Raw genomic sequence first — 19404 nt, 5'->3', positions numbered from 1 at the left:
TGAGATTGAACTCCCTATGGGCTACGAATCTTATGCCTTAGTGTGAGCTACAAACCTTAAGCTTCAGTGCCTTGTATCTTCTCTAATTCAGCGATGGTCGTTTGTGACACAAGCTGACCATCCATGTAATAGCTAACGTTTTGACCCTCTTTGATACCTGTCAGAGTTGCCGTTTCACCAGAGGTATAGACGATGTCCATTTGAACCGTGTTTTCGTCAATCTTAATCATCTCACCCGTTTCAATGGTGCGATTGTTTGAAATTGGCCCCACAGGTGCTTCTTTCAGGCTTGGGTCTAGGTCGTCGTTCACTTCGAAGTGTGTATCTGTTTTTGTATCAAATACGTGTGGCGAGCCACTGATTGGGTTTTTGCCTGTCCAAAATTCAAGTGAGTTGAATACGACATAGTCGGCTGCGGTTGTAATACCGTACACAGGCGCTAATAAGAAGTTTACACCTGCACGAGCATAGCGGTTATCGACAACTTCAACGTTAAATTTCATCACTTTCCCTGTTACGGCGTTGCTGCCGATACAACCAGTTAGCGCAGAAGCCAAAACCGTTAGTCCTACAATTTTAAGTGCAATCTTTTTCATTTTAGTACCTGTATAAGTTAGAAGTCTGTTTTGTTGGAACAGGTGTAGTATGGTTTTTATTCGATTCATAGTTTTACCATTTAACGCCACTGACGATATAAAATGCACTCGGACTTTTGGCATAAAGCTAGGTATGAAACTAGGCACAAAAAAAGCGCGACCTAATAGGGCGCGCTTTTGAGTATTTGGATAAGTCGTAATGAAAACAACGACTCCAATACAGAATTACTTCATCACATATGAATAGGCCGATACGACAAGCCAGCGGAAAAATCGAAATAAAAGGGTAGTGGCTTTAACGGTAAACTTGGCGATTGATACCGTTGCTTCTGCACCAACGCTAACGCACTTATGCAGATCGGATTCTTTGTATTCTGAATAGGTCATATGGTTTCTCATTTCTCGCGGTTGTCTTTCATATGTAAGTAATGACTCCTGTCTGGCGATATACCCTGAGCACGTAATGTACGAACTTTCGCAGAGAGAGATTTACCATTTCATGCCATATGGATTAATAACTAGCCAAAAGAGAAAGGGTTGAGAGAATTTAACGGCATAGCTAGGTGTAACTGATCAAGTTACCGAAAAAATGAGGTTGTATAGTGGTATGATCGCGGGCTCAGCACCATAAGTGATAAAGAATAGGAAACAGAATGACTCACCTTACCGATCAGCAAGAAGCTGCAATGGCGACGTTTAAGGAAAACTTACACCTTCCAAATGGTGGTTTTCATAAACTGATTATCGATCTAAGTAAGGAATATCAGCTGCCTTTTCAAAAGGTGCGCGCCGTTTTAAAGAAAGCTCAAAAAGACGTGGAGCGACAGATACGAGAAGACTTTACCAGTGTTGATGACGCGGTACTGAGCCAAGCCAATTGGGTAAATATCATTAAGTCGAAACTTGTTGAGTTAGCGGAACAAAACCAAACGGTTATGGATAAGCTGCAACAAAATCTGAAGTATCAAAAAGTGTTGTCGGCAACCAATGGTTCAATCGCAAGTGAAGACGAACGTGATGAGTTGATTGAAGAATTGATTCAAGCTTATGAAAAAGAGGTATTCAAACCTTTACTGGCGATGCTGCATACAACAAAGCTGTATTGGAAATTAATGCTAGTGGATGAGACATGTAAGATGAATGAGGAGAATCGTGAGAAATTCAGTGATTACCCTCAACACATGCAAGCTGCAGAACACTTATATACTCTTGATCAGAAGTTAAGGTCGATACCGTTAACTTATTAGTCCATGAATGCACTGATAATGACTCATTGGTGATTCAGAGTTTGATATAAGTTGGTTTCAATAGAAGTACGATAACCTAGCTAGCGTTAGCCGCGTGTGAAATGCAAAAAGGGCTAGGTTTCTGTTTTGTTTTACTTCTACTCTATTTTGTTCTGCTAGAGCGAATTGAGGGTGACATCTTTTACATCTTTGGGACTAAACGGTGTTTCTTTTTGTAGCCTATGGGAAATGCTATAGGAGTGTGAAATGTCCTAGGGTGTTTCCGTTGCCTGAAACAATAGTTCCGATGCTTTCTCGTTCATTAAATTCAAAATCGATGAGATAACTGTGATGTTGTAGCTTGGGCAATATGTGGCGGTGGAGTATATCGCTATTGAGCTGTCGAATCTCTGTGACCCATGAAATTTCTTCTTTGTGTAAGTCTATTTTAATCTTGAGCATTTATTACCTTTTAGTTTATTGACTGATTTGTCGCGTGATAGTTGGTACCAATGGGTTTGTCGTGTTGTTCTGCGTGACATAACTGTGCCTTGTGTTTATTACATTTATATTTAAGTGATCGATCTATTTTGACTTCGCTAGCAAAAGAGCGAATGACGATAGATCGGTAGTGAGGATCGAATTTAAAAGCTATTGAATGACTATCTAGGTGAAAGCTGACGCAGAGATGGTGTAACGAGGAAATCGAGAACTGTCTTTGAGGAACTTGGACTTACTTTAGCATTAACAGCTCTATAGATTAGAGCCAAGTGGCGCACTATACGCCTAGTTTTTTGAATTGCAACTCTATTTTTAATTAAATTTAAAAATATTTTTGATTGATTTGCCGTCGCTTGTTGAGAGTTAAATGAGCGAAGGACCGATAATTCACCATGATACCTGACCGATGTTTGGCTTTGCACCGCTTTGTGTTCTTTGTCATTAGTGGTTTTATTTGTTCAGCTAATTTAGTGATGATTAAGTCTCTGTTATATATAATCTTTACATTGTAAATTTCAATTAATGACTCTGAGATTTAGCGTTGTGATTCTGGAGTTTAGCGTTGTAATTACAGGGTTTTCGAGCACTTTTCCCCATCAGTTTATTCTTCAGATTGATGATCATTTTCCTCTTCGCGTCTTTTTGTTATTTCTGATCCCTAGTATCTCTCCTGACTACGCAAAATATGAATACTCACTTTTACATTTCTGAATAATAAAGTTGTTGTGTCGCCAGTTTAACGCAAATATAATTGATAATAGTTCTCACTTGCGTTACGGGTCTGTTATCAAAGCAATGACAGACTTTAAATTATCGTTATTTAGCCGTTGTGTATGCCCCATACTCGCCTATGAGTAATGTGACTTTCATTGTCATGAGTGGTGGTTAGTATCAATGGCAAAGGAAGAAACATGAAGAAAACAATCAATTCAGTTCGCCAGTTGTTAAGCGGGCTTGCCATCGTTCTTGCATCATCATTACTGATGACCGCTCAAGCGAAAACCGTGACCATTGAACACGTAAAGGGCACGGCGCAGTTTACTGAAGTACCACAGCGCGTTGTGGTACTTGGCTTTGGTAGCTTGGATGTGCTTGATCAAATTGGTGTACAGCCAGTTGGTGCGCCTCATAGCTTGCTGCCCGATTACCTAGCTTCGTACAAAGAAACGACAGCAAATACAGGATCATTGAGTGAACCTGATTTTGAAGCTATCTACATGTTGAAGCCTGACATCATTATCGCGGAAAACCGCATGCTTAAGGTTTACGACAAGCTGGCACAAATCGCTCCAACGGTCATGTTCTCTATTGAAGGTGATAAATACTGGGCTGATGCTCAGCAAAACTGGCGCGCGCTAGGTGACATCTTTGGTAAGCAAGCTGAAGTAGAAGCGATCATCAAAGAGACTCAAGCGTCGATCACGGCGGTAAACGACAAAGTCGCGTCTGACGAAACGTCTGCAATGATGCTGATGAACAACGGCAACAACATTGCGATGTTCAATAAGGGCAGTCGCTTCTCGATCATTTTTGATGATTTTGGCTTCGAGGAGTCAAAGAGTGCGACAGTGGCTCCAATTAAAGGGACTCACGGCAATCTAATCTCGTTCGAATACATTGCTGACGCAAAACCTGAAGTGCTTTACGTTCTTGACCGCGAAAAAGCGATTGGCAAATCAGAAGGTCGCGCACAACAGTTGTTTGATAACCCATTAGTGGCGGCGACACCTGCAGCGCAGCAAGGCAACATCGTTTACCTTGATTCAAGCGCTTGGTATCTGGCTGGTGGCGGTGTGACAGCGATTCACCGAATGTTAGGTGACATTGAACGTACGATTCAATAGTTATTAGTCATCAGATTTTCGGGCTTATAAGAACGTTCTTATAAGCCCTTTTTCACTTTTCATACGGACTCAAAGAGCCCTACCTTTAGTATTATTTCTATGTTGAAACCCATTGCCGCTGCTGTATTTCTTGTTGTGTTATGCGTTATGTCATTGATGATTGGAGTCGCTGAGATCAGTTTTAGCGACTTCTTCAATGGCAACCAACACGCCAACTCTATTTATGTTGTTAGTCGAATCCCTCGACTGTTCGCGATTGTGCTTGCCGGTGCGGGCTTGAGTGTCGCTGGCTTGATCATGCAACAGATCGTGCAGAACAAGTTTGCCGCACCTTCGACTATGGGCACCATTGACTGTGCGATGTTGGGCTACATAGTCGGCATTCTAGTGCTAGGCAATGCTGCGCAATGGAGCTACTTAGGCTTTATCTTCGCGTTTGCGGTTTTCGGAACCATGCTATTGGTTCGTTTTCTACAACACCTGAAGTTCAAGAATGCGGTGTTGGTGCCTTTGATTGGCATTATGTATGGCAACGTTGTTTCGTCTCTAACAACTTTTATTGCTTATAAGTACGACTTAGTACAAACCATGTCGGCATGGACAATGGCGAACTTTGCGAGTGTGTTGCAAGGCAGCTATGAAATTCTTTACCTCGCAGTGCCTGCTTGTGTGTTGGCTTACTACTTCGCGAGTCAGTTCAGTGCGGCGAGTATTGGCGAGAGCTTTGCGAAAAACATCGGCTTGAATTACCAGAAGATCGTCTTCATTGGTGTTGCATTGGTCGCTATCTGTGCTTCTTCTGTAGTGATGATCGTCGGTGTTATCCCATTCCTTGGCCTTATCGTGCCGAATATCGTGTCGCTGATGATGGGCGATAACATGAAGAAGATTCTGCCTTGGACAGCCTATTGGGGCGTGATTTTGGTATTGGTTTGTGACTTGTTAGCTCGAATCGTCATCTTCCCTTATGAGATTCCAATCTCGATGGTAATCAGCATCTTTGGTGGCTTGATTTTTATCTACCTAATCATGAGAGACAAGTCGAATGCGTGATTCAGTAAAAATTGCGATTCTGGCCATCGCGTCTTTGTGTATGGCGGCAGTATTTGTGGGGCAGGGACTTACGTGGGATAACTATGAGTTCTTCTTGTCTCTGCGACTACCTAAACTACTGTCAATTGTGTTGGCGGCGGTGGCGATTTCTGCATCGTCATTGGTGTTCCAAACCATTACTAATAATCGAATTCTAACCCCATCCATCTTGGGCTTTGATAGCTTGTATATGCTGGTTCAAACGGTACTTCTGTTTGTGTTTGGCAGTACCAGTTTCTGGGTGATTGATTCAATCGCAAACTTTTCGATGTCTGTAACTGTGATGATCTTGTTCTCGTTTGCTTTGTTCCATTTCTACTTTAAGAGCAAGCGAAATAACGTTTTCACACTGCTTTTAATAGGCATCGTGTGTGGCAGCGTATTCTCGAGCTTAGCGAACTTCCTTGCGATGTTGATTGATCCCAATGAATTCGCGGTGCTGCAGAATGTGATGTTCGCAAGCTTCAATAACGTGAAAGGCGAACTGGTTTACCTCAGCCTTATTCCATTAGGTTTGAGCTTGCTTGGCCTGTGGTTGTTAGCGCCTAAGCTTGATGTGCTTTGGCTTGGTGTCGATAACGCAACAAGCTTAGGGGTGAATACCAAGCGACTGACTCAAATTACCTTGGTGATTGTGTCAGTGATGGTCGCGGTATCAACTGCTTTGGTTGGCCCAGTGCTGTTCTTTGGTTTAATCACCGTGAGCTTAGCTCGTCAGATATTCAAATCTTATCAACATCGTGTGCTTATCATCGCAAGCAGTTTGTTAGCGGTCGTTCTATTGGTTTCAGGCCAGTGGTTTATAGAAAAAGTAATGGCGTTTGAAACCACAGTGAGTGTGATCATTAACTTGGTCGGTGGTTTGTATTTTATGTTCTTGTTGTTACGCACCAGAATTCAGTAAAGGTAGTAAGTAGTGATTAAATTAACAGGTTTAACTAAGAAGTATGGCAAGTCACTCGTGGTTGATGATGCCAGTGCTATGTTCCCAAAAGGAGAAGTGACTTCTATCATTGGCCCAAATGGTGCGGGTAAAAGTACACTGCTTTCTATGGCGAGTCGCTTAACCGAAAGTGATGCGGGCGAGGTCGTTATCGGCGATAAATTACTGGCTGAATGGGATACCAAAGAGCTAGCCAAGCACCTTGCCGTGTTAAGACAATCAAACAACATCAATATGCGATTTACGATTCGTGAGTTGGTCTGTTTTGGTCGTTTTCCGCATTCACAGGGTCGCTTGAAAGACGAAGATCATAAGATCGTCGATACAGCGCTAGAGCACCTTGGCATTACCGACATTCAAAACAAATACCTTGATGAATTGAGTGGCGGTCAGCGTCAAATGGCGTTTATCGCGATGGTTGTGGCGCAAGATACAGATTACGTGTTCTTAGATGAGCCTCTGAATAACCTAGATATTAAACACTCGGTTGAAATCATGCAGACGCTGCGTCGCTTAGCGCATGAGTTTAATAAAGCGGTGGTGATCGTGATTCACGACATCAACTTTGCTTCTTGTTACTCAGATAACATTGTGGCGATGAAGAAGGGCCAAGTGGTTAAGTCGGGTAAGGTTTCGGAAGTGGTTGAAAAATCAGTGATGGAATCGATCTACGAGATCCCATTTGAGATTCGTGAGTTCGATGGCGTTCGAATCTGTATGTATTATTCAGGTCGTTAGATTACTGGGTCTCTAGTCTGCTTAACCCCCTAGTTGCTGAAATGAAAAGAGCTCCCATATGAGGAGCTCTTTTCGTATGGTTCATATGTCCAAGAAAGCATATTCCCTCTTGTGTTATACGCTAATCTCTGCCGTATTTTTGACATCAGACGAGGATCAAACCGTTAGTTTGATGTCACTCGAAGATCGACTCTTCATTTTTAACAATCATTTGTCATTTTCATGTTGAGAGGTACGAAAACCCATCTACACTATGTTTATAACTGTTTGATTTTTATAAGAGGTGTCAATGAGTCGTAAACCTATAGTGTTAGTCGTGGATGACACCCCAAGTAACTTAGATGTGTTAACGGCAATCCTCAAAGATACCTATCAAGTTAAGGTCGCGATTAACGGTACTATCGGTATCAAAATAGCGAAGATGGTGCCACAGCCAGACCTTATTCTCCTTGATATCATGATGCCTGACATCGATGGCTACGAAGTGTGCCGTCAATTGAAAGCTCAGCCAAATACTGCGCATATCCCCATTATATTCGTTACCGCGAAGATTGGCCCTGAAGCCGAAGTAAAAGGCTTGTCCTTAGGTGCTGTTGATTATTTAACGAAGCCAATTACACCTGAAATTGCACTACAACGTGTAAAAACCCATATTGCTCTTTATGACCAACAACGCGCGTTGTTTAGTCAGGTGAAAGAGAAAACCCAAGAGATCAATCTCGGCAAACTGGAAACGCTCAACATATTGGGTAGAGCGGCTGAATTTAAAGATAACGAGACGGGCATGCACGTTATGCGCATGAGCCATTATTGCGAGATATTAGCCAAAGCCTTGGGTATGACAGACGAAGATGCCGAGACCTTGCGTGATGCCGCGCCAATGCATGATATTGGCAAGATTGGCATTCCTGACTGTGTGTTACTGAAGCCAGGAAAATTGGATGCCGATGAATGGACTACCATGCAGAAACACGTCGAGTTCGGTGTTGAAATCCTTGGTAGGCAGGGCGATTCCAAACTGATGCGTATGGCCATTCAAGTCGCGCAGTATCATCATGAAAAGTGGGATGGCAGTGGTTACCCAAACCAGATAGCCGGCGAAGATATTCCATTGGTTGGACGAATTGCGGCCGTTGCTGACGTATTTGATGCCCTGACAGCAGAGCGTCCTTATAAGAAGGCTTGGAGTGTCGATGAGGCGCTGAGCTTGTTTGAAGAACAGAAAGGCAAGCATTTTGATCCGACTATCGTCGATATGTTTTTTCTAAAGTTACCTGAGATTCTAGCAATTAAAGAGAAATTTAGAGATGAGTGATCGTTGGGTTGCGCTGATTAATCGTTACGTTAAATCCCTATTTCTGCTCATTGCCTTGGCGAGTTTTGTGACAAGCGCGAATGCAGAAACGGCACCCGATCAAGAAGCAAACCGATGGCAAGATACTAAACTTGAAGTGACATTCATTGCGCTGTCCAGCCATTATCCTTACTCATTTATCGGTGACGATGGAAAAGTTGATGGCATCATTCGTGACTGGGCTAATGATCTTGAAGAGCGATTTAAAGTCAAAGTTAATTTCATTAGCGTGGACTCTCACTCTGAAGCAAAGCAAGCCCTGTTAGACGGGAAAGGCGATGTGTTTCCGTTTCAACAGTTTGATCCCAGTGAAGGAGGACGTTTCCTTCAAACTGATCCTTATATCTCGTACCAAATTGCCGTCATTCTTCCTACCGATGATCACCTCAACAATAAAATTGAGCAAGAGGGCAAGAGGCGAATTGCCATGGTTCGAGATAGTATCGACCTGGAGCGATCTGGCGTGCAGCTTAGTTCGATTGAGAGAGTTGAGTTCGATACGGCCATTGATGCTATTCGCGCATTAGAAGACGGCTCGGTTGATGGTTTGCTGGCTGAGCCTGTGACCACAATGGATCTTGCTCATAAAAGCGGAGTCGAGAATTTAGCGGTCAACCATGTACTTGATCGCTGGAAGAACATCAAAGCAGCCATGGTTATTCGTTCAAATGACAATGAGCTACTTAATTTATTGAATCAACAGATTGCAACGTTTGATATAAGTAAAAAGAACCGAATTCTATCTAAATGGTTAGATGGTTCGCCTTACCGCTCTCCAGTGAAAGGTGTATTTGGGTTCGGGAATCCGCCTTACATGTATCCAGACAGTACGTCAGTAGGGTTAGAGCATGACCTGATGCAAAGAGCTTTGAATGATATGGGCTTTCGACTTGGTGACGTTGTCACTCTTCCTCGAAGTGCTGCTAGGCAAGCCATCGATAACAATAGCTCAATATCGTTTGTTTCTGGCGTTCAACTTGATGACTCTTCATTGCACTTTGTCAGTGACAAGGTGATGGATGTTGATTTTGTCCCAGTATCATTAAAGAGGCGTAAGCTGGATTTGAAGTCGGCAAAAAATTTGTCATTGGGTGCTTTACTGTTCGATGAAACATCGCCGATTAAAAACTCAGTAGAAGTCTTGGAAAGCCAATTGAGCATTGATCGGATAGATGATCTCGACAGCTTAGAGTCGGCGTTTTCCCAACTGAGAGCTCAAAATGTTGATCTCCTGATGGTAGAAAGGCGCGTATTAACCTGGTTTGTCACCAATACCCGGTTTATTGAAATGCGCGAGATTCAGCTCCATGAAGATTATAAAGTCAGTTATCCCATCTACGTGGATTTCAGGGGGGCTGAGCTAAGAGACCGTTTTAATGCCGCATTGGCAAACCTGAAAAGGGAAGACGGTGAGTTTGAACCAATCCTTAGAAGACAAATTAAGAACGACCTGACTCCGGTTCTGAAAAAGGCCGATATTATTGCTCAAATCTCAGCGTACTTTATCGTCAATGATCGCTTTGACGAATTACCTAAGATTTTTGACATATTTGATGCAGATAATACCTTCATGGTTATTTCTGCACTGGCTGATAATAATAAGCGACCGCTTGAATCTTGGTTCCTAGGAGATGTATCAACGTTATCATTGGACAAGAAAAACACCTCGAAATTGTCATCGGTGACGAAAGGCGCTGGATATAAAACACAAACGGGTAGCAGTAATGCCGGGTTTATGACGTTCTATTTTGATGTGGACTCAGTGGAAGGAAACTATGTTTATTTTCCTGCGATTGAACAATTTAATACGTTTGGAGAAGGAGCACAGCGCTATATCTCAGATATTTACCAATCAAACAACTTGACTGGCGAACTTCTGAACCTCAACCAAAATGAACGTCAATGGGTAAAGTCTAATCCAGTTTTGAAAATCGGTATTGATCCTAACTCTTTGCCTTATGAGGCCGTGTCGGGCTCCGGGGAATACATCGGGATGATCGATGATTACCTTAAGCTGATTGAACAGAAAACAGGCTTACGCATGAAACATGTCGATGTCGGCAGTTGGCAAGAGACTCGACGACTCGTGGATCACAGACAAGTGCACCTTGTCTCCGCTGCTGTGGAAAATCGTTCACTTGGCGAAAACGTGAAAGCGGGCAAACAGTTATTTTCTAGTCGTTTGGCCATTGCCTCTAGGCGAGATGTGAATAGCCTTGTCTTAGAAGAGGCTGCTGGTTGGAAAATCGGTATTTTAGAGGGAGGCGCCAACACAGAAGCCATCGTAGACAGTTACCCAGATATAAACTGGTCTCTTGTAGCTGCAACCAATGACGGCTTAGAACGGGTCGATTCTGGTGACCTTGACGCTATAATTGATACCGTCGACATCCTCAATTACTTGATCGATTCATTTGGCTATCGAGGGATTGGTATTATTGGTCGATTGGATTTCTTTTTGTCGCCAACGTTCCACGTCATCAAGTCAGAACCCTTACTCTTGTCTATTGTGAACAAAGCGATTGGCAGTATTTCCGCTGAAGATCACCAAAAAATATCCGCTAAATGGGCTGCGCCAAAATCGATTGAGAAAGTTGATTATGAGTTGGTTTATACCATTTCACTTTTTTCGTTGGTGATCGTCTTAATCATCGTATTTTGGAATAGAAAACTCACAAAGCAAATAGCGATTGCCAATGACGCGACAGAAGCGCTTCGCAAAGCACAACATCAGCTTTATAACATTTTGAACACTTCACCAATAGCAGCGAGTGTGGTTGTCGAGGAACAGGTTCGTTATGCGAATGATACTGCGAAGCGTCTGTTTGGAGTAGAACAGACAGAGTTGCACTCTATAAATGTTGAAACTATTTATAACTCTCTGTCTGATCGTGATTCGCTATACAAAGAGCTCAACCTCAAAGGTAAAGTTGTAAACCGAGAATTAGTGCTTAGGAAGTTTGATGGAAGTAGTTTTGTGGCTCTTGTGAGTTACTACTTGCTTGAGCTTGATGGGGAAGTCGCCACACTATTTTGGGCATTCGATATATCTGAAATGAAGCGCCTTAACGAGCAATTGGAAGAAGAGAAACAGAGAGCCGACTTGGCGAGCCAAGCTAAATCGGAATTCTTAGCCAATATGAGCCATGAAATTAGAACGCCAATGAACGCAATAATTGGTTTGTCTTATCTGGCCATTGGCGAAATATCTAATCCTGTTGCTCGAAACTATATTGAGAAAGTGCACCGTTCGGGGCATTCACTGTTAAGCATTATTAATGACATCCTCGATTTCTCTAAGATAGAGGCGGGACAGCTTGTCATTGATAGCATCCCATTTGATCCCGTGACGACATTCCAAGATGTCATTGAGTTGATGGAATCGAAAGCGGATGAGAAGCAACTTAAGTTGTCTATGTCGATAGATCCAGAGCTAGATACTCCGTTGATTGGCGACCCGTTAAGACTATTCCAAGTCATTCTTAACCTGATTGGTAACGCCATCAAATTTACATCGCATGGGAACGTGACTTTGAATGTTACTCATCTCGAATCCAATGATCGCAGCGTGAGTATGAAGGTGGTTGTTTCCGATACTGGAATAGGCATTTCAGAAGAAAATAGGCACAAGCTCTTTCAAGCATTCAGTCAGGCAGATAGTACTACCACGAGAAAGTTTGGAGGTACTGGCTTAGGGCTAAATATCAGTCAAAAGCTCGTGCAAGCCATGGGCAGTAAAATTTCAGTCGCAAGTGTTTTAGGTAAGGGCAGTGAGTTCTCTTTCGTTCTCACTTTGCCTAGGTCAGATACAGAAGAACTGGCGCACTTTAAATCACAAGAGCTCAAGCTGGATTATCACATAGAGTTCAAAGGGCAAAAGGTATTACTGGTTGAAGACAATGAATTAAACCAAGACCTAGCATTGGCATTTTTAAAGCGATCGAAGTTGAATGCTGATTTGGCCGAGAACGGAAAAGAGGCGGTAGTACTAGCCAAAAATAATGACTATGAAATGATTCTTATGGATCTTCAAATGCCCGTAATGGATGGCTTTGAAGCGACGCGTCAGATCCGTGAGTTTGATTCGCAGGTTCCTATTATCGCGATGTCCGCCAATGTGTTTGCTGATGCGAAGCAAAGAGCAAGAGACGCAGGTGTAACGGACTTCTTAGACAAGCCGATTATCATCGATAAAGCGACTTCTTTGATCATCAAATACATCGTGCCGGAGGTGATGGTAGAAGGGAAGGTAGCGTCGTTAGATGGGCAGGCAGAACAACTCGAAGACCTAACAAGTCAACCTAACAGCATTAATGTGATCAGTGTGTTTTCTCAGCAACGATTTGAACAGCTCACTCATCATGATGCGGAACTTCAAAACAAACTGGTTGGGAAGTTCCATAACAGTGCGCCAAGTATGATGGTTGATGCGTTTGATAATTTGGCACAAGACGATTGGATTACGCTTGAAAGAAACCTGCATACTTTGAAAAGTATGGCAGCGTCGATTGGCGGCCTCCGATTTGCTGATTTGATGGGGGAGTTAGAAGATCAAGCTCACAATCGTTTGTGTGATGATCAAGCCCTCAGAGAAGGTGAGGTGAGGTTAGTTGAGCTTATTACAGCAACGGAAAGCCTGATTGTGAAGCCACAAGTAGAATACATGAGTGAAGCGAGTGCGATGGGAACCGTGGTCAAAGAAGATCAAAGGGCTAAGCTGCTCTCGCTGCTGGAAGCTTATGATAACGATGCAACGCAATACGTGGCCGAGTTACTTGCAGAGTATCCAAGTTCTGCTGCGCTTAACGATGTACAACGTGCGTTAGATAATTATGACTTCGAGCGAGCGTGCGAGGTTCTCCACACCTTGGAATAAGCCGCTTTGCTTCGTCGGTATATTACAGTTGTTGTCTTATCGCTATTACTGTCTGAATAACAAGCACTTCAGTATTAAAGCCTTTAACCTTTTGGGTTAAAGGCTTTAAATTTAATCAACTAATCAACTAATCAACTAATCAACGCTTCTAACCACTCACGTTTTGTTTGATCAGATCGATAACTGTATCGTATCGGTGCGGCAGTTTTCTGTTTCGTTTTTGAACCAGATACAGTATTTCCTCAACCTCTACTTTGGGTGGCACAACGTGCAACTTGTCTCTTTCTGGGAAGTGCTCAACTGCGCCAGCCGGTAAGACGGTAAAGCCTAACCCTTTCGATACTGGCAGCAAGATCTGGTGAAGCTGATTGATGTAGCCAGATCTTGGTATTTCATTAACGTTGATGTTCGCGAGATCCTTGTCTCCACACAGATCGAAATACAAAGACAGGTAGTGAGCAGAATCTGGATGCGCAATAAGGCCAATGTCGTGCAGTACTTGTGGCGTTATCTCTAAGTGAGCCAGACTGCTGTGAACGATGAGGCAGAGTGCTTCTTTACCAATGACTTGGCTTTGATAGTAACTGTCGTTTGGGGAGTGCCTAACAATGCCGATATCGGTGGTACCTTGGATTAGGTCGTTCAATATCTTTTTGTTTGGAGCTGCTTCTAAGTTAATGCTTAGATCTTGGTGTTGCTGCTGAAGTTCAAGAAGCTTGGGATACAGACGTAAAGAGAGTGAACCAGAGCAAGACAGGTGACATTGCCCAGCATAAGGATTATCAAAACTCAGAGATTCGAATAAATCTTCTTGGTCTTTTTCTAGCTTGAGCGCATAGCGATACATAATCCGACCCTGTTCGGTCAGCTCGAAGCTTTTATTTTCCCGAGAAAGCAGGTCACAATTGCAAGCTTGTTCAAGCTTCTTGATGTGCTGGCTCACTCCTGGTTGTGTCATGTACAACTTTTCTGCGGTTTGGGTGAAATGTCCAACTTCAACCAGAGTCTTAAATGTATTGAGCCAAAGTGGATTGATCATACTCACCTTCAAATGCTAAAGCCTATAAATAACAGAAAATTATTATTATCTTAAGTAATGATAATTTCAACTCTAGCGTCTCAAGTAACGCTAATCAAAGTCATATGGTGGTAACTATTGATATTCGTCTATTGGCCGCTTTGTAGAGTTGCTATGAGTAACAAAGTGTTGCGACTTTGTTGATTATTTGGTCTATTGACCAACTGTGCTCATATTTAGGAACGAAGATGAATAGAAATGTTTGGCTGCTCTCACTGTGTCAGGCCTTGTTGATGACGGGTAACATATTACTGATCTCGGTGATTGGCTTGATCGGCAAGCAGATTGCGCCCAGTGTGAGCATGATTACCTTGCCGGTTGCACTGCAGTTTTTGGGTTTGATGGCAGCCACTATTCCTGCGTCTCTAATTTCAGGCAAGCTAGGGAGAAAGCGAGGATTTAGTATTGGTAATGTGGTTGGCATTACAGGGGCTAGCCTTGCCACTTACGCACTGTCTCAGCAAAATTTCTATCTGTTTTGTTTCGCCACGTTCTTACTTGGGATAGGCATAGGTTTTGGCACGCTTTATCGCTTTGCTGCAATCGAGGTGTGTGATGAAAATGCCCGTCATCGAGCGATATCTATATCGATGGCTGGTGGCGTTTTAGCAGCAGTATTGGGGCCAAACTTGGCGATTATGTCTCAACAATGGTCAGCAGATGGCTTGTACATTGGTGCTTTTGCTTCTTTGATTGGATTGAACATTCTTGCGTTACTCATCTTACAAACCATTCAGTTTCCTAAAGTCTCTTTTAATAGTCAGGCTCCCAAAGCCGATCCTTTAGGTGTGATCGTTAAAGCGCCGAACTTTATTGGTGCGGTCTTTGCAGCCATGGTTGCTTACGCCGTGATGAACATTTTGATGACGGCAACACCATTGGCAATGATTGGCTGTGGTTTTGACTTTACGAAAGCTGCTGGCGTGATTGAGTGGCACGTGTTGGGCATGTTTGTACCTGCATTTTTTACCGGATCACTTATCGAGAGGTTTGGCTCAAGAATGATGATCTTGGCGGGCGGGATTCTGTTCGTCGTCAGTATCGCGATTAACATTCATGGCGAATCTATTTGGCACTTCAGAGCGGCTCTAGTTGTGCTTGGTGTGGGTTGGAACTTCATGTTCATCGCGGCAACAGGCTTGTTTAGCCAATCTTACCAATCGCAGAATAAAGCTAAGGCACAAGCGTTTAATGAATTTATTGTCTTTGGCTGTGTGACTATTACAGCGATGCTCTCTGGCTGGCTAGAGTCGACAGCAGGGTGGCAGAACCTCAATATCTACGTATTACCATTCGTGTTAGCTGTTATCTTGCTGTTCGTATTTAGTGCTCGTAAATCACGCATTCAAAAGCAGCCTGTGTAATGGCTCGTAGAATGGCGGTTTAGTAAATTTGTTACTGTGATTAGAACCTTAGCATCTCGAACTGCGACCAATAAAAAGCCCTACCAAATCGGTAGGGCTTTTGCTTACGGCTTAAATAATAACGTTTCCTTAAAACTGCTGTCTTGGCTCATGCTCGAAGACAACAGTGCTTAAGCTTGCTTGTAAGTACGCGTGATAGAGCCGCGTACTTATTTTGATGGTCTATCGTTTAAGACCTAAAACCTAAAACCTAAGACCCAAGATGAGCTACAGGTCGACTAAAATTGTCTTAGTCGTAATCCCACCTTGGTCATCGATTATCTTCAGTGTCACCTCGTGCTCTCCGTATGAAGGGAAGATTGAAGTGAATGTGCGACCTCGTTTCACCTTTCCGTTTGGAAGTGTCCACTCGGTATCAACAATACGACCATCGCTGTCTGAACTTGTAGACCACATGGTTACCCAACGACCCAAGTGAATGTACTTCGCGCTCGCTTCTGGAAGGGCGTTTGGAGATTCAACACTCACTACGGAGCTAAATGAATCGGTAGCGCCTTTGTCGTCAACAACAGTCAAGTTCACCGTGTATTCACCGGCTTGCTCGTAAGACCAAGTTGGTGCCACTTCGTTACTTGTTGTGCCGTTGCCAAAGTCCCATAGATAACTGGCGATCTCACCGTCTTGATCAGAACTGAAGTTACGTGCAGAAACGTTCAGGGCAGTAACATTGAGCTCGAAGTTCGCAGTAGGGGCGACGTTGTGTTGGCTTACTTTCGATAAGCGAACCACGCCGTATTCGTTGTTGTCACTCTGATTCACAATATCAACGGCTAAGCCAAACTCCGTTAGGATACGTCCTGAATCAGGCGCTTGTGGAGAGGTGTAATCTTGGTCGTCAGAGAAGCTAGCATTGCCAACCAAACTGGTATCTTCAAGTACATCATCGTCGCTGTTCACAAGACGCATTGGGGTATGATCTTTGAGTGAAAACGCAGCATCACGAACTTGATAACGAGTTTGAGCGACTTCACCAGATTTTTCCCAAGTCATGGCATTTTGGTCTGCATCGACCACGCCTAACCAACCTTCACCTGGGTGTTTACCTACCCAGTTATCAGTCAGCGACTCGTCTACGTACCAAATGATCAAACCTGGATCGAATGAGATGAGTTGGCCCATGCGTTTGATGTTGGCTAAACCTTCATCAACGTCCATGTGGCTACGCCATTGCAGTAGGTAGTAGTGTTGCGCTTGGTGGAATCCATTACTTAGCTTGTAGCCATTTAGGGCGAAGGTGGAGTTGCTTTCTCCATCGTCTATTAAGGTTACTTCACCATCCACGATCACACTGAGGTTATCCAAATAGAAGCCTTCCATCGCCAAGCCACCATCGGTGATGTACTCAAACGAAAGCTCTACTTCTTGGCCTACCCATTGTGATACGTCAAACTCAGCGTCAATCCACCCGCCAGATTCGCCGCCAATAGCAGGAACGAGGCCAGTATTGTATGGGTCATCCATTGAGGTGATGTTGCCAGCTATTGCTTGTCCGTTGATTAGCACGCGAGCGAAGTCGTAGTCTTTCTCAATTTCATACCACGTTTTGAACGAAAGCAATGCAGAATCACCCGCTGGAATCACCAACTTGCGAGTCATGCTATTTTTCAGATCATCGCCTTTTTGAGAGTGGAATGAATACTCTCCCTCAAAGGGTTTCAGACTTTCGATTTGCTTTTCAGGAAGATCGACCTTAATCATGTTCGGACGGCTGTTATCCGTGGTTTGGAACAGCGTATAAACTTGTGGGTTGTCTTCTAGGTCATCAATCGAGATTTGATCATCGTTAACCCAGCGACCACCAATCGATTTTTGTAGGAAGTGCTTTGCCCAAGAGCTGAATGCTGTTGGTTGTGTGCCACCAATTTTGCCAGCCCAGCTGCCTGAAGACATGATTGACCAGTAAGATACTGGTTCACCCTTGCCTGTGTATTGCGTGTCGTACTCGTCTGGTAAGCCTAAATCATGGCCATACTCGTGAGCACAGACACCAGCTGCGGCATCAATCGGTTGAATGGTGTAATCAAATGCCGCGTATTGGCCACCAAAGCGGTCGGGAAGCGAGCTAGAGGTACCTTCAAGCACATGTGTGCGACCAAGGTTGAATCGGTGAGACCAGATAGCATCAGGACCTAATACGCCACCACCGGCTTCTTCGCCAACAGATGCGTGGAATACCATTAGGTGATCAATCACACCATCCGGTTCACGGAAGTTTCCGTCACCGTCGTAATCGTAACGATCTTCGATATCGTAATCGGCTAAGTTGATGCTAGGATCTTGAGCCAATTGATTCAGTGCTTCACGAACCAGTTCCTGTGCGTTTAAGTCGTTGTCGGTGGTAGGGGAGTTGCCACCATAGAATGACGCAGGCTTAGAGGCGCGATACCAACCTGCCGCTTGACCTGCAACGCTATAACTATCACCTGATTCGCTTTGGTAATACTGACGCATCGAGATTAGGTTTTCGCCATTTGGCCCTGTGTAGCCAGAATTTGAAAACAACAACTCTTGATAATGTTCAGGGTTGTAGCTCTCGTAGAGCATTTGCGTGTGCTCTTCGGTCAGCTTGTTGTTATCCCAGTTCAAATCAGGGAAATCGACCAACAGAGCGAGTACTTTATCGGTACGCTTGGTGCCGACTTCTAAAGCAAAGACACTCGCTTTTTTAACACCGGATCCTTTTTCGATGGCTTTGAGTATTTTCGCTCGTTGCTCAAGTGCTTTTTTACCGAATTGAGCGTCGCCTTTAAAACCTGAATTGATCTTATTTTTTAAGTAACGGTCAAGTGCGTCGTGTTTTGCCACATCGGTTGCATCTTGGTCGACTAAGCCTTGTCTAACTAGCATTTCAATAAGTTTGTCTTCATTAACAACGCCTAAATCAATAGGTGTTTTTGCATAACTACTGACGCTAAATAGAGTAAGCATTGCTGAAGCCAACAATGTTTTTCTCATCATTTTCATTATATTTCCTTTTTATATTTCCATGTCGATATCAGTATCAACTGCCTTATTCGAATCAGTTGTCCGAGTCTGGTCTAATACACTCTTGTGGTGTCTTATTTAATTGACGTGTGTTTGTTGTATGTTTCGTACTTTCCATATTTTTTATACTTTCTATTTCTTTTGTATTGGTTGTCTCTTTTCTATTTTTTGAATAAAACTGAGTACTCTTTACTTTTTTAGCGTTGAGATAGATACGCAAAGCTTCTTGATTGCCCTCATAGGTTAAGCCAGGACAGATAACGCCTCGTTCAATCAATGACTTCAGCAATAGTTCGTCGTTCTCAATAGTGGAAGCCTGTGACAGTGAGGAAAAAATTAGAACCATTAAAGCCATTGTTTTGTGTGACATTTTTATATCAAGCCATCAGTTTTGATTATGTAACAAAATATATTTATAAAATTAACCAATCAAACGAATAATCATTACAAATCATTATTCGTTCAGGTTTCAACATTAAGAGTTAATATCAAATAAGGGGTGTTATTTATTTTATTGTCAGTTATTTAGTAGGGTTGGGCGCATTAATAGCTGATAGTTTTAATATTTAATATCATCGTTAGGTAAATGGTTATTCTGCTTCAGAACGCTTTATACAAGGTGTGGAGTTAAAATTAATCAAACAAATGTTTTATTATCTATGTTTAAAAAAATGCATGTAATAATTGAGTTATTAGTAAATACTCATGCTGAAATTATTTTCACTCGAAATATCAACAATTAGGGTG

At 43.0% G+C, this 19404-nt stretch carries 14 protein-coding genes; 8 read left to right on the top strand and 6 right to left on the bottom strand.

The genetic code is table 11. The annotated features are described in order from the left end of the window. Positions 1–56: 56 nt before the first annotated feature. Entirely contained in the window at positions 57–596 is a 540-nt protein-coding gene (locus L3V36_RS08770; RefSeq protein WP_029222428.1) for a DUF3332 domain-containing protein, read from the bottom strand. A 225-nt stretch (positions 597–821) separates the two neighbouring features. Continuing rightward, a complete protein-coding gene (locus tag L3V36_RS08765) occupies positions 822–983 on the bottom strand; it encodes a hypothetical protein (RefSeq protein ID WP_162838714.1) in 162 nt (53 codons plus the stop codon). A 266-nt stretch (positions 984–1249) separates the two neighbouring features. On the opposite strand from L3V36_RS08765, the gene L3V36_RS08760 reads away from it, so the two are divergent. Beyond that, complete coding sequence (locus tag L3V36_RS08760) at positions 1250–1843, top strand: hypothetical protein (RefSeq protein WP_017094727.1); 594 nt, start codon at positions 1250–1252, stop codon at positions 1841–1843. 231 nt (positions 1844–2074) lie between these two features. On the opposite strand, the gene L3V36_RS08755 is transcribed toward L3V36_RS08760, so the two are convergent. Beyond that, positions 2075–2284, bottom strand: a complete 210-nt coding sequence (locus tag L3V36_RS08755) for a hypothetical protein (protein ID WP_004731601.1) — start codon at positions 2282–2284, stop codon at positions 2075–2077. Between the two features lie 950 nt (positions 2285–3234). On the opposite strand from L3V36_RS08755, the gene L3V36_RS08750 reads away from it, so the two are divergent. The 6 genes from L3V36_RS08750 to L3V36_RS08725 all read left to right on the top strand — a co-directional run bounded on the left by L3V36_RS08750 (position 3235) and on the right by L3V36_RS08725 (position 13170). Continuing rightward, positions 3235–4167, top strand: a complete 933-nt coding sequence (locus L3V36_RS08750) for an ABC transporter substrate-binding protein (protein WP_004731599.1) — start codon at positions 3235–3237, stop codon at positions 4165–4167. A 99-nt stretch (positions 4168–4266) separates the two neighbouring features. After that, positions 4267–5220 carry an iron chelate uptake ABC transporter family permease subunit gene (locus tag L3V36_RS08745; protein ID WP_017094729.1) on the top strand — a complete coding sequence of 318 codons (954 nt, stop codon included), beginning with the start codon at positions 4267–4269 and terminating at the stop codon, positions 5218–5220. After that, entirely contained in the window at positions 5213–6163 is a 951-nt protein-coding gene (locus L3V36_RS08740) for an iron chelate uptake ABC transporter family permease subunit (protein ID WP_004731594.1), read from the top strand. Before L3V36_RS08745 ends, L3V36_RS08740 begins: the two co-directional genes overlap by 8 nt. A 12-nt stretch (positions 6164–6175) precedes the next feature. Then, complete coding sequence (locus L3V36_RS08735) at positions 6176–6940, top strand: ATP-binding cassette domain-containing protein (protein ID WP_017094730.1); 765 nt, start codon at positions 6176–6178, stop codon at positions 6938–6940. 289 nt (positions 6941–7229) lie between these two features. Continuing rightward, positions 7230–8255: a two-component system response regulator gene (locus tag L3V36_RS08730; RefSeq protein ID WP_017094731.1), complete on the top strand. Its 1026-nt coding sequence runs from the start codon at positions 7230–7232 to the stop codon at positions 8253–8255. Continuing rightward, a complete protein-coding gene (locus L3V36_RS08725) occupies positions 8248–13170 on the top strand; it encodes a transporter substrate-binding domain-containing protein (RefSeq protein ID WP_208775407.1) in 4923 nt (1640 codons plus the stop codon). Before L3V36_RS08730 ends, L3V36_RS08725 begins: the two co-directional genes overlap by 8 nt. A gap of 148 nt (positions 13171–13318) precedes the next feature. Here the strand turns inward: L3V36_RS08725 and L3V36_RS08720 are convergent, their stop codons facing one another. Next, positions 13319–14209, bottom strand: coding sequence for a LysR family transcriptional regulator (locus L3V36_RS08720; protein ID WP_017082005.1), 891 nt, complete (start codon positions 14207–14209; stop codon positions 13319–13321). Between the two features lie 227 nt (positions 14210–14436). On the opposite strand from L3V36_RS08720, the gene L3V36_RS08715 reads away from it, so the two are divergent. Beyond that, complete coding sequence (locus tag L3V36_RS08715; RefSeq protein WP_208775408.1) at positions 14437–15612, top strand: MFS transporter; 1176 nt, start codon at positions 14437–14439, stop codon at positions 15610–15612. A 267-nt stretch (positions 15613–15879) separates the two neighbouring features. On the opposite strand, the gene L3V36_RS08710 is transcribed toward L3V36_RS08715, so the two are convergent. Both L3V36_RS08710 and L3V36_RS08705 read right to left on the bottom strand, forming a co-directional pair. Continuing rightward, the gene (locus L3V36_RS08710; protein WP_208775410.1) at positions 15880–18636 is read right to left on the bottom strand and encodes an immune inhibitor A domain-containing protein; all 2757 of its coding nucleotides are present in this window, start codon (positions 18634–18636) and stop codon (positions 15880–15882) included. Between the two features lie 55 nt (positions 18637–18691). Continuing rightward, the gene (locus L3V36_RS08705) at positions 18692–19027 is read right to left on the bottom strand and encodes a hypothetical protein (RefSeq protein WP_208775412.1); all 336 of its coding nucleotides are present in this window, start codon (positions 19025–19027) and stop codon (positions 18692–18694) included. Positions 19028–19404 lie beyond the last annotated feature (377 nt).

The organism is Vibrio sp. G-C-1 (genome assembly GCF_021728015.1).
Lineage (GTDB): Bacteria > Pseudomonadota > Gammaproteobacteria > Enterobacterales > Vibrionaceae > Vibrio > Vibrio splendidus.
Note: the sequence above shows the minus strand (reverse complement) of the source record. Positions and strands in the feature narration are given on the sequence as shown.

Bases quoted from the DNA above. Each gene is read 5' to 3' on its own strand.
- L3V36_RS08770 (WP_029222428.1), bottom strand. From the start codon at position 596: ATGAAAAAGATTGCACTTAAAATTGTAGGACTAACGGTTTTGGCTTCT.
- L3V36_RS08765 (WP_162838714.1), bottom strand. From the start codon at position 983: ATGACCTATTCAGAATACAAAGAATCCGATCTGCATAAGTGCGTTAGC.
- L3V36_RS08760 (WP_017094727.1), top strand. From the start codon at position 1,250: ATGACTCACCTTACCGATCAGCAAGAAGCTGCAATGGCGACGTTTAAG.
- L3V36_RS08755 (WP_004731601.1), bottom strand. From the start codon at position 2,284: ATGCTCAAGATTAAAATAGACTTACACAAAGAAGAAATTTCATGGGTC.
- L3V36_RS08750 (WP_004731599.1), top strand. From the start codon at position 3,235: ATGAAGAAAACAATCAATTCAGTTCGCCAGTTGTTAAGCGGGCTTGCC.
- L3V36_RS08745 (WP_017094729.1), top strand. From the start codon at position 4,267: ATGTTGAAACCCATTGCCGCTGCTGTATTTCTTGTTGTGTTATGCGTT.
- L3V36_RS08740 (WP_004731594.1), top strand. From the start codon at position 5,213: ATGCGTGATTCAGTAAAAATTGCGATTCTGGCCATCGCGTCTTTGTGT.
- L3V36_RS08730 (WP_017094731.1), top strand. From the start codon at position 7,230: ATGAGTCGTAAACCTATAGTGTTAGTCGTGGATGACACCCCAAGTAAC.
- L3V36_RS08725 (WP_208775407.1), top strand. From the start codon at position 8,248: ATGAGTGATCGTTGGGTTGCGCTGATTAATCGTTACGTTAAATCCCTA.
- L3V36_RS08720 (WP_017082005.1), bottom strand. From the start codon at position 14,209: ATGATCAATCCACTTTGGCTCAATACATTTAAGACTCTGGTTGAAGTT.
- L3V36_RS08715 (WP_208775408.1), top strand. From the start codon at position 14,437: ATGAATAGAAATGTTTGGCTGCTCTCACTGTGTCAGGCCTTGTTGATG.
- L3V36_RS08710 (WP_208775410.1), bottom strand. From the start codon at position 18,636: ATGAAAATGATGAGAAAAACATTGTTGGCTTCAGCAATGCTTACTCTA.
- L3V36_RS08705 (WP_208775412.1), bottom strand. From the start codon at position 19,027: ATGTCACACAAAACAATGGCTTTAATGGTTCTAATTTTTTCCTCACTG.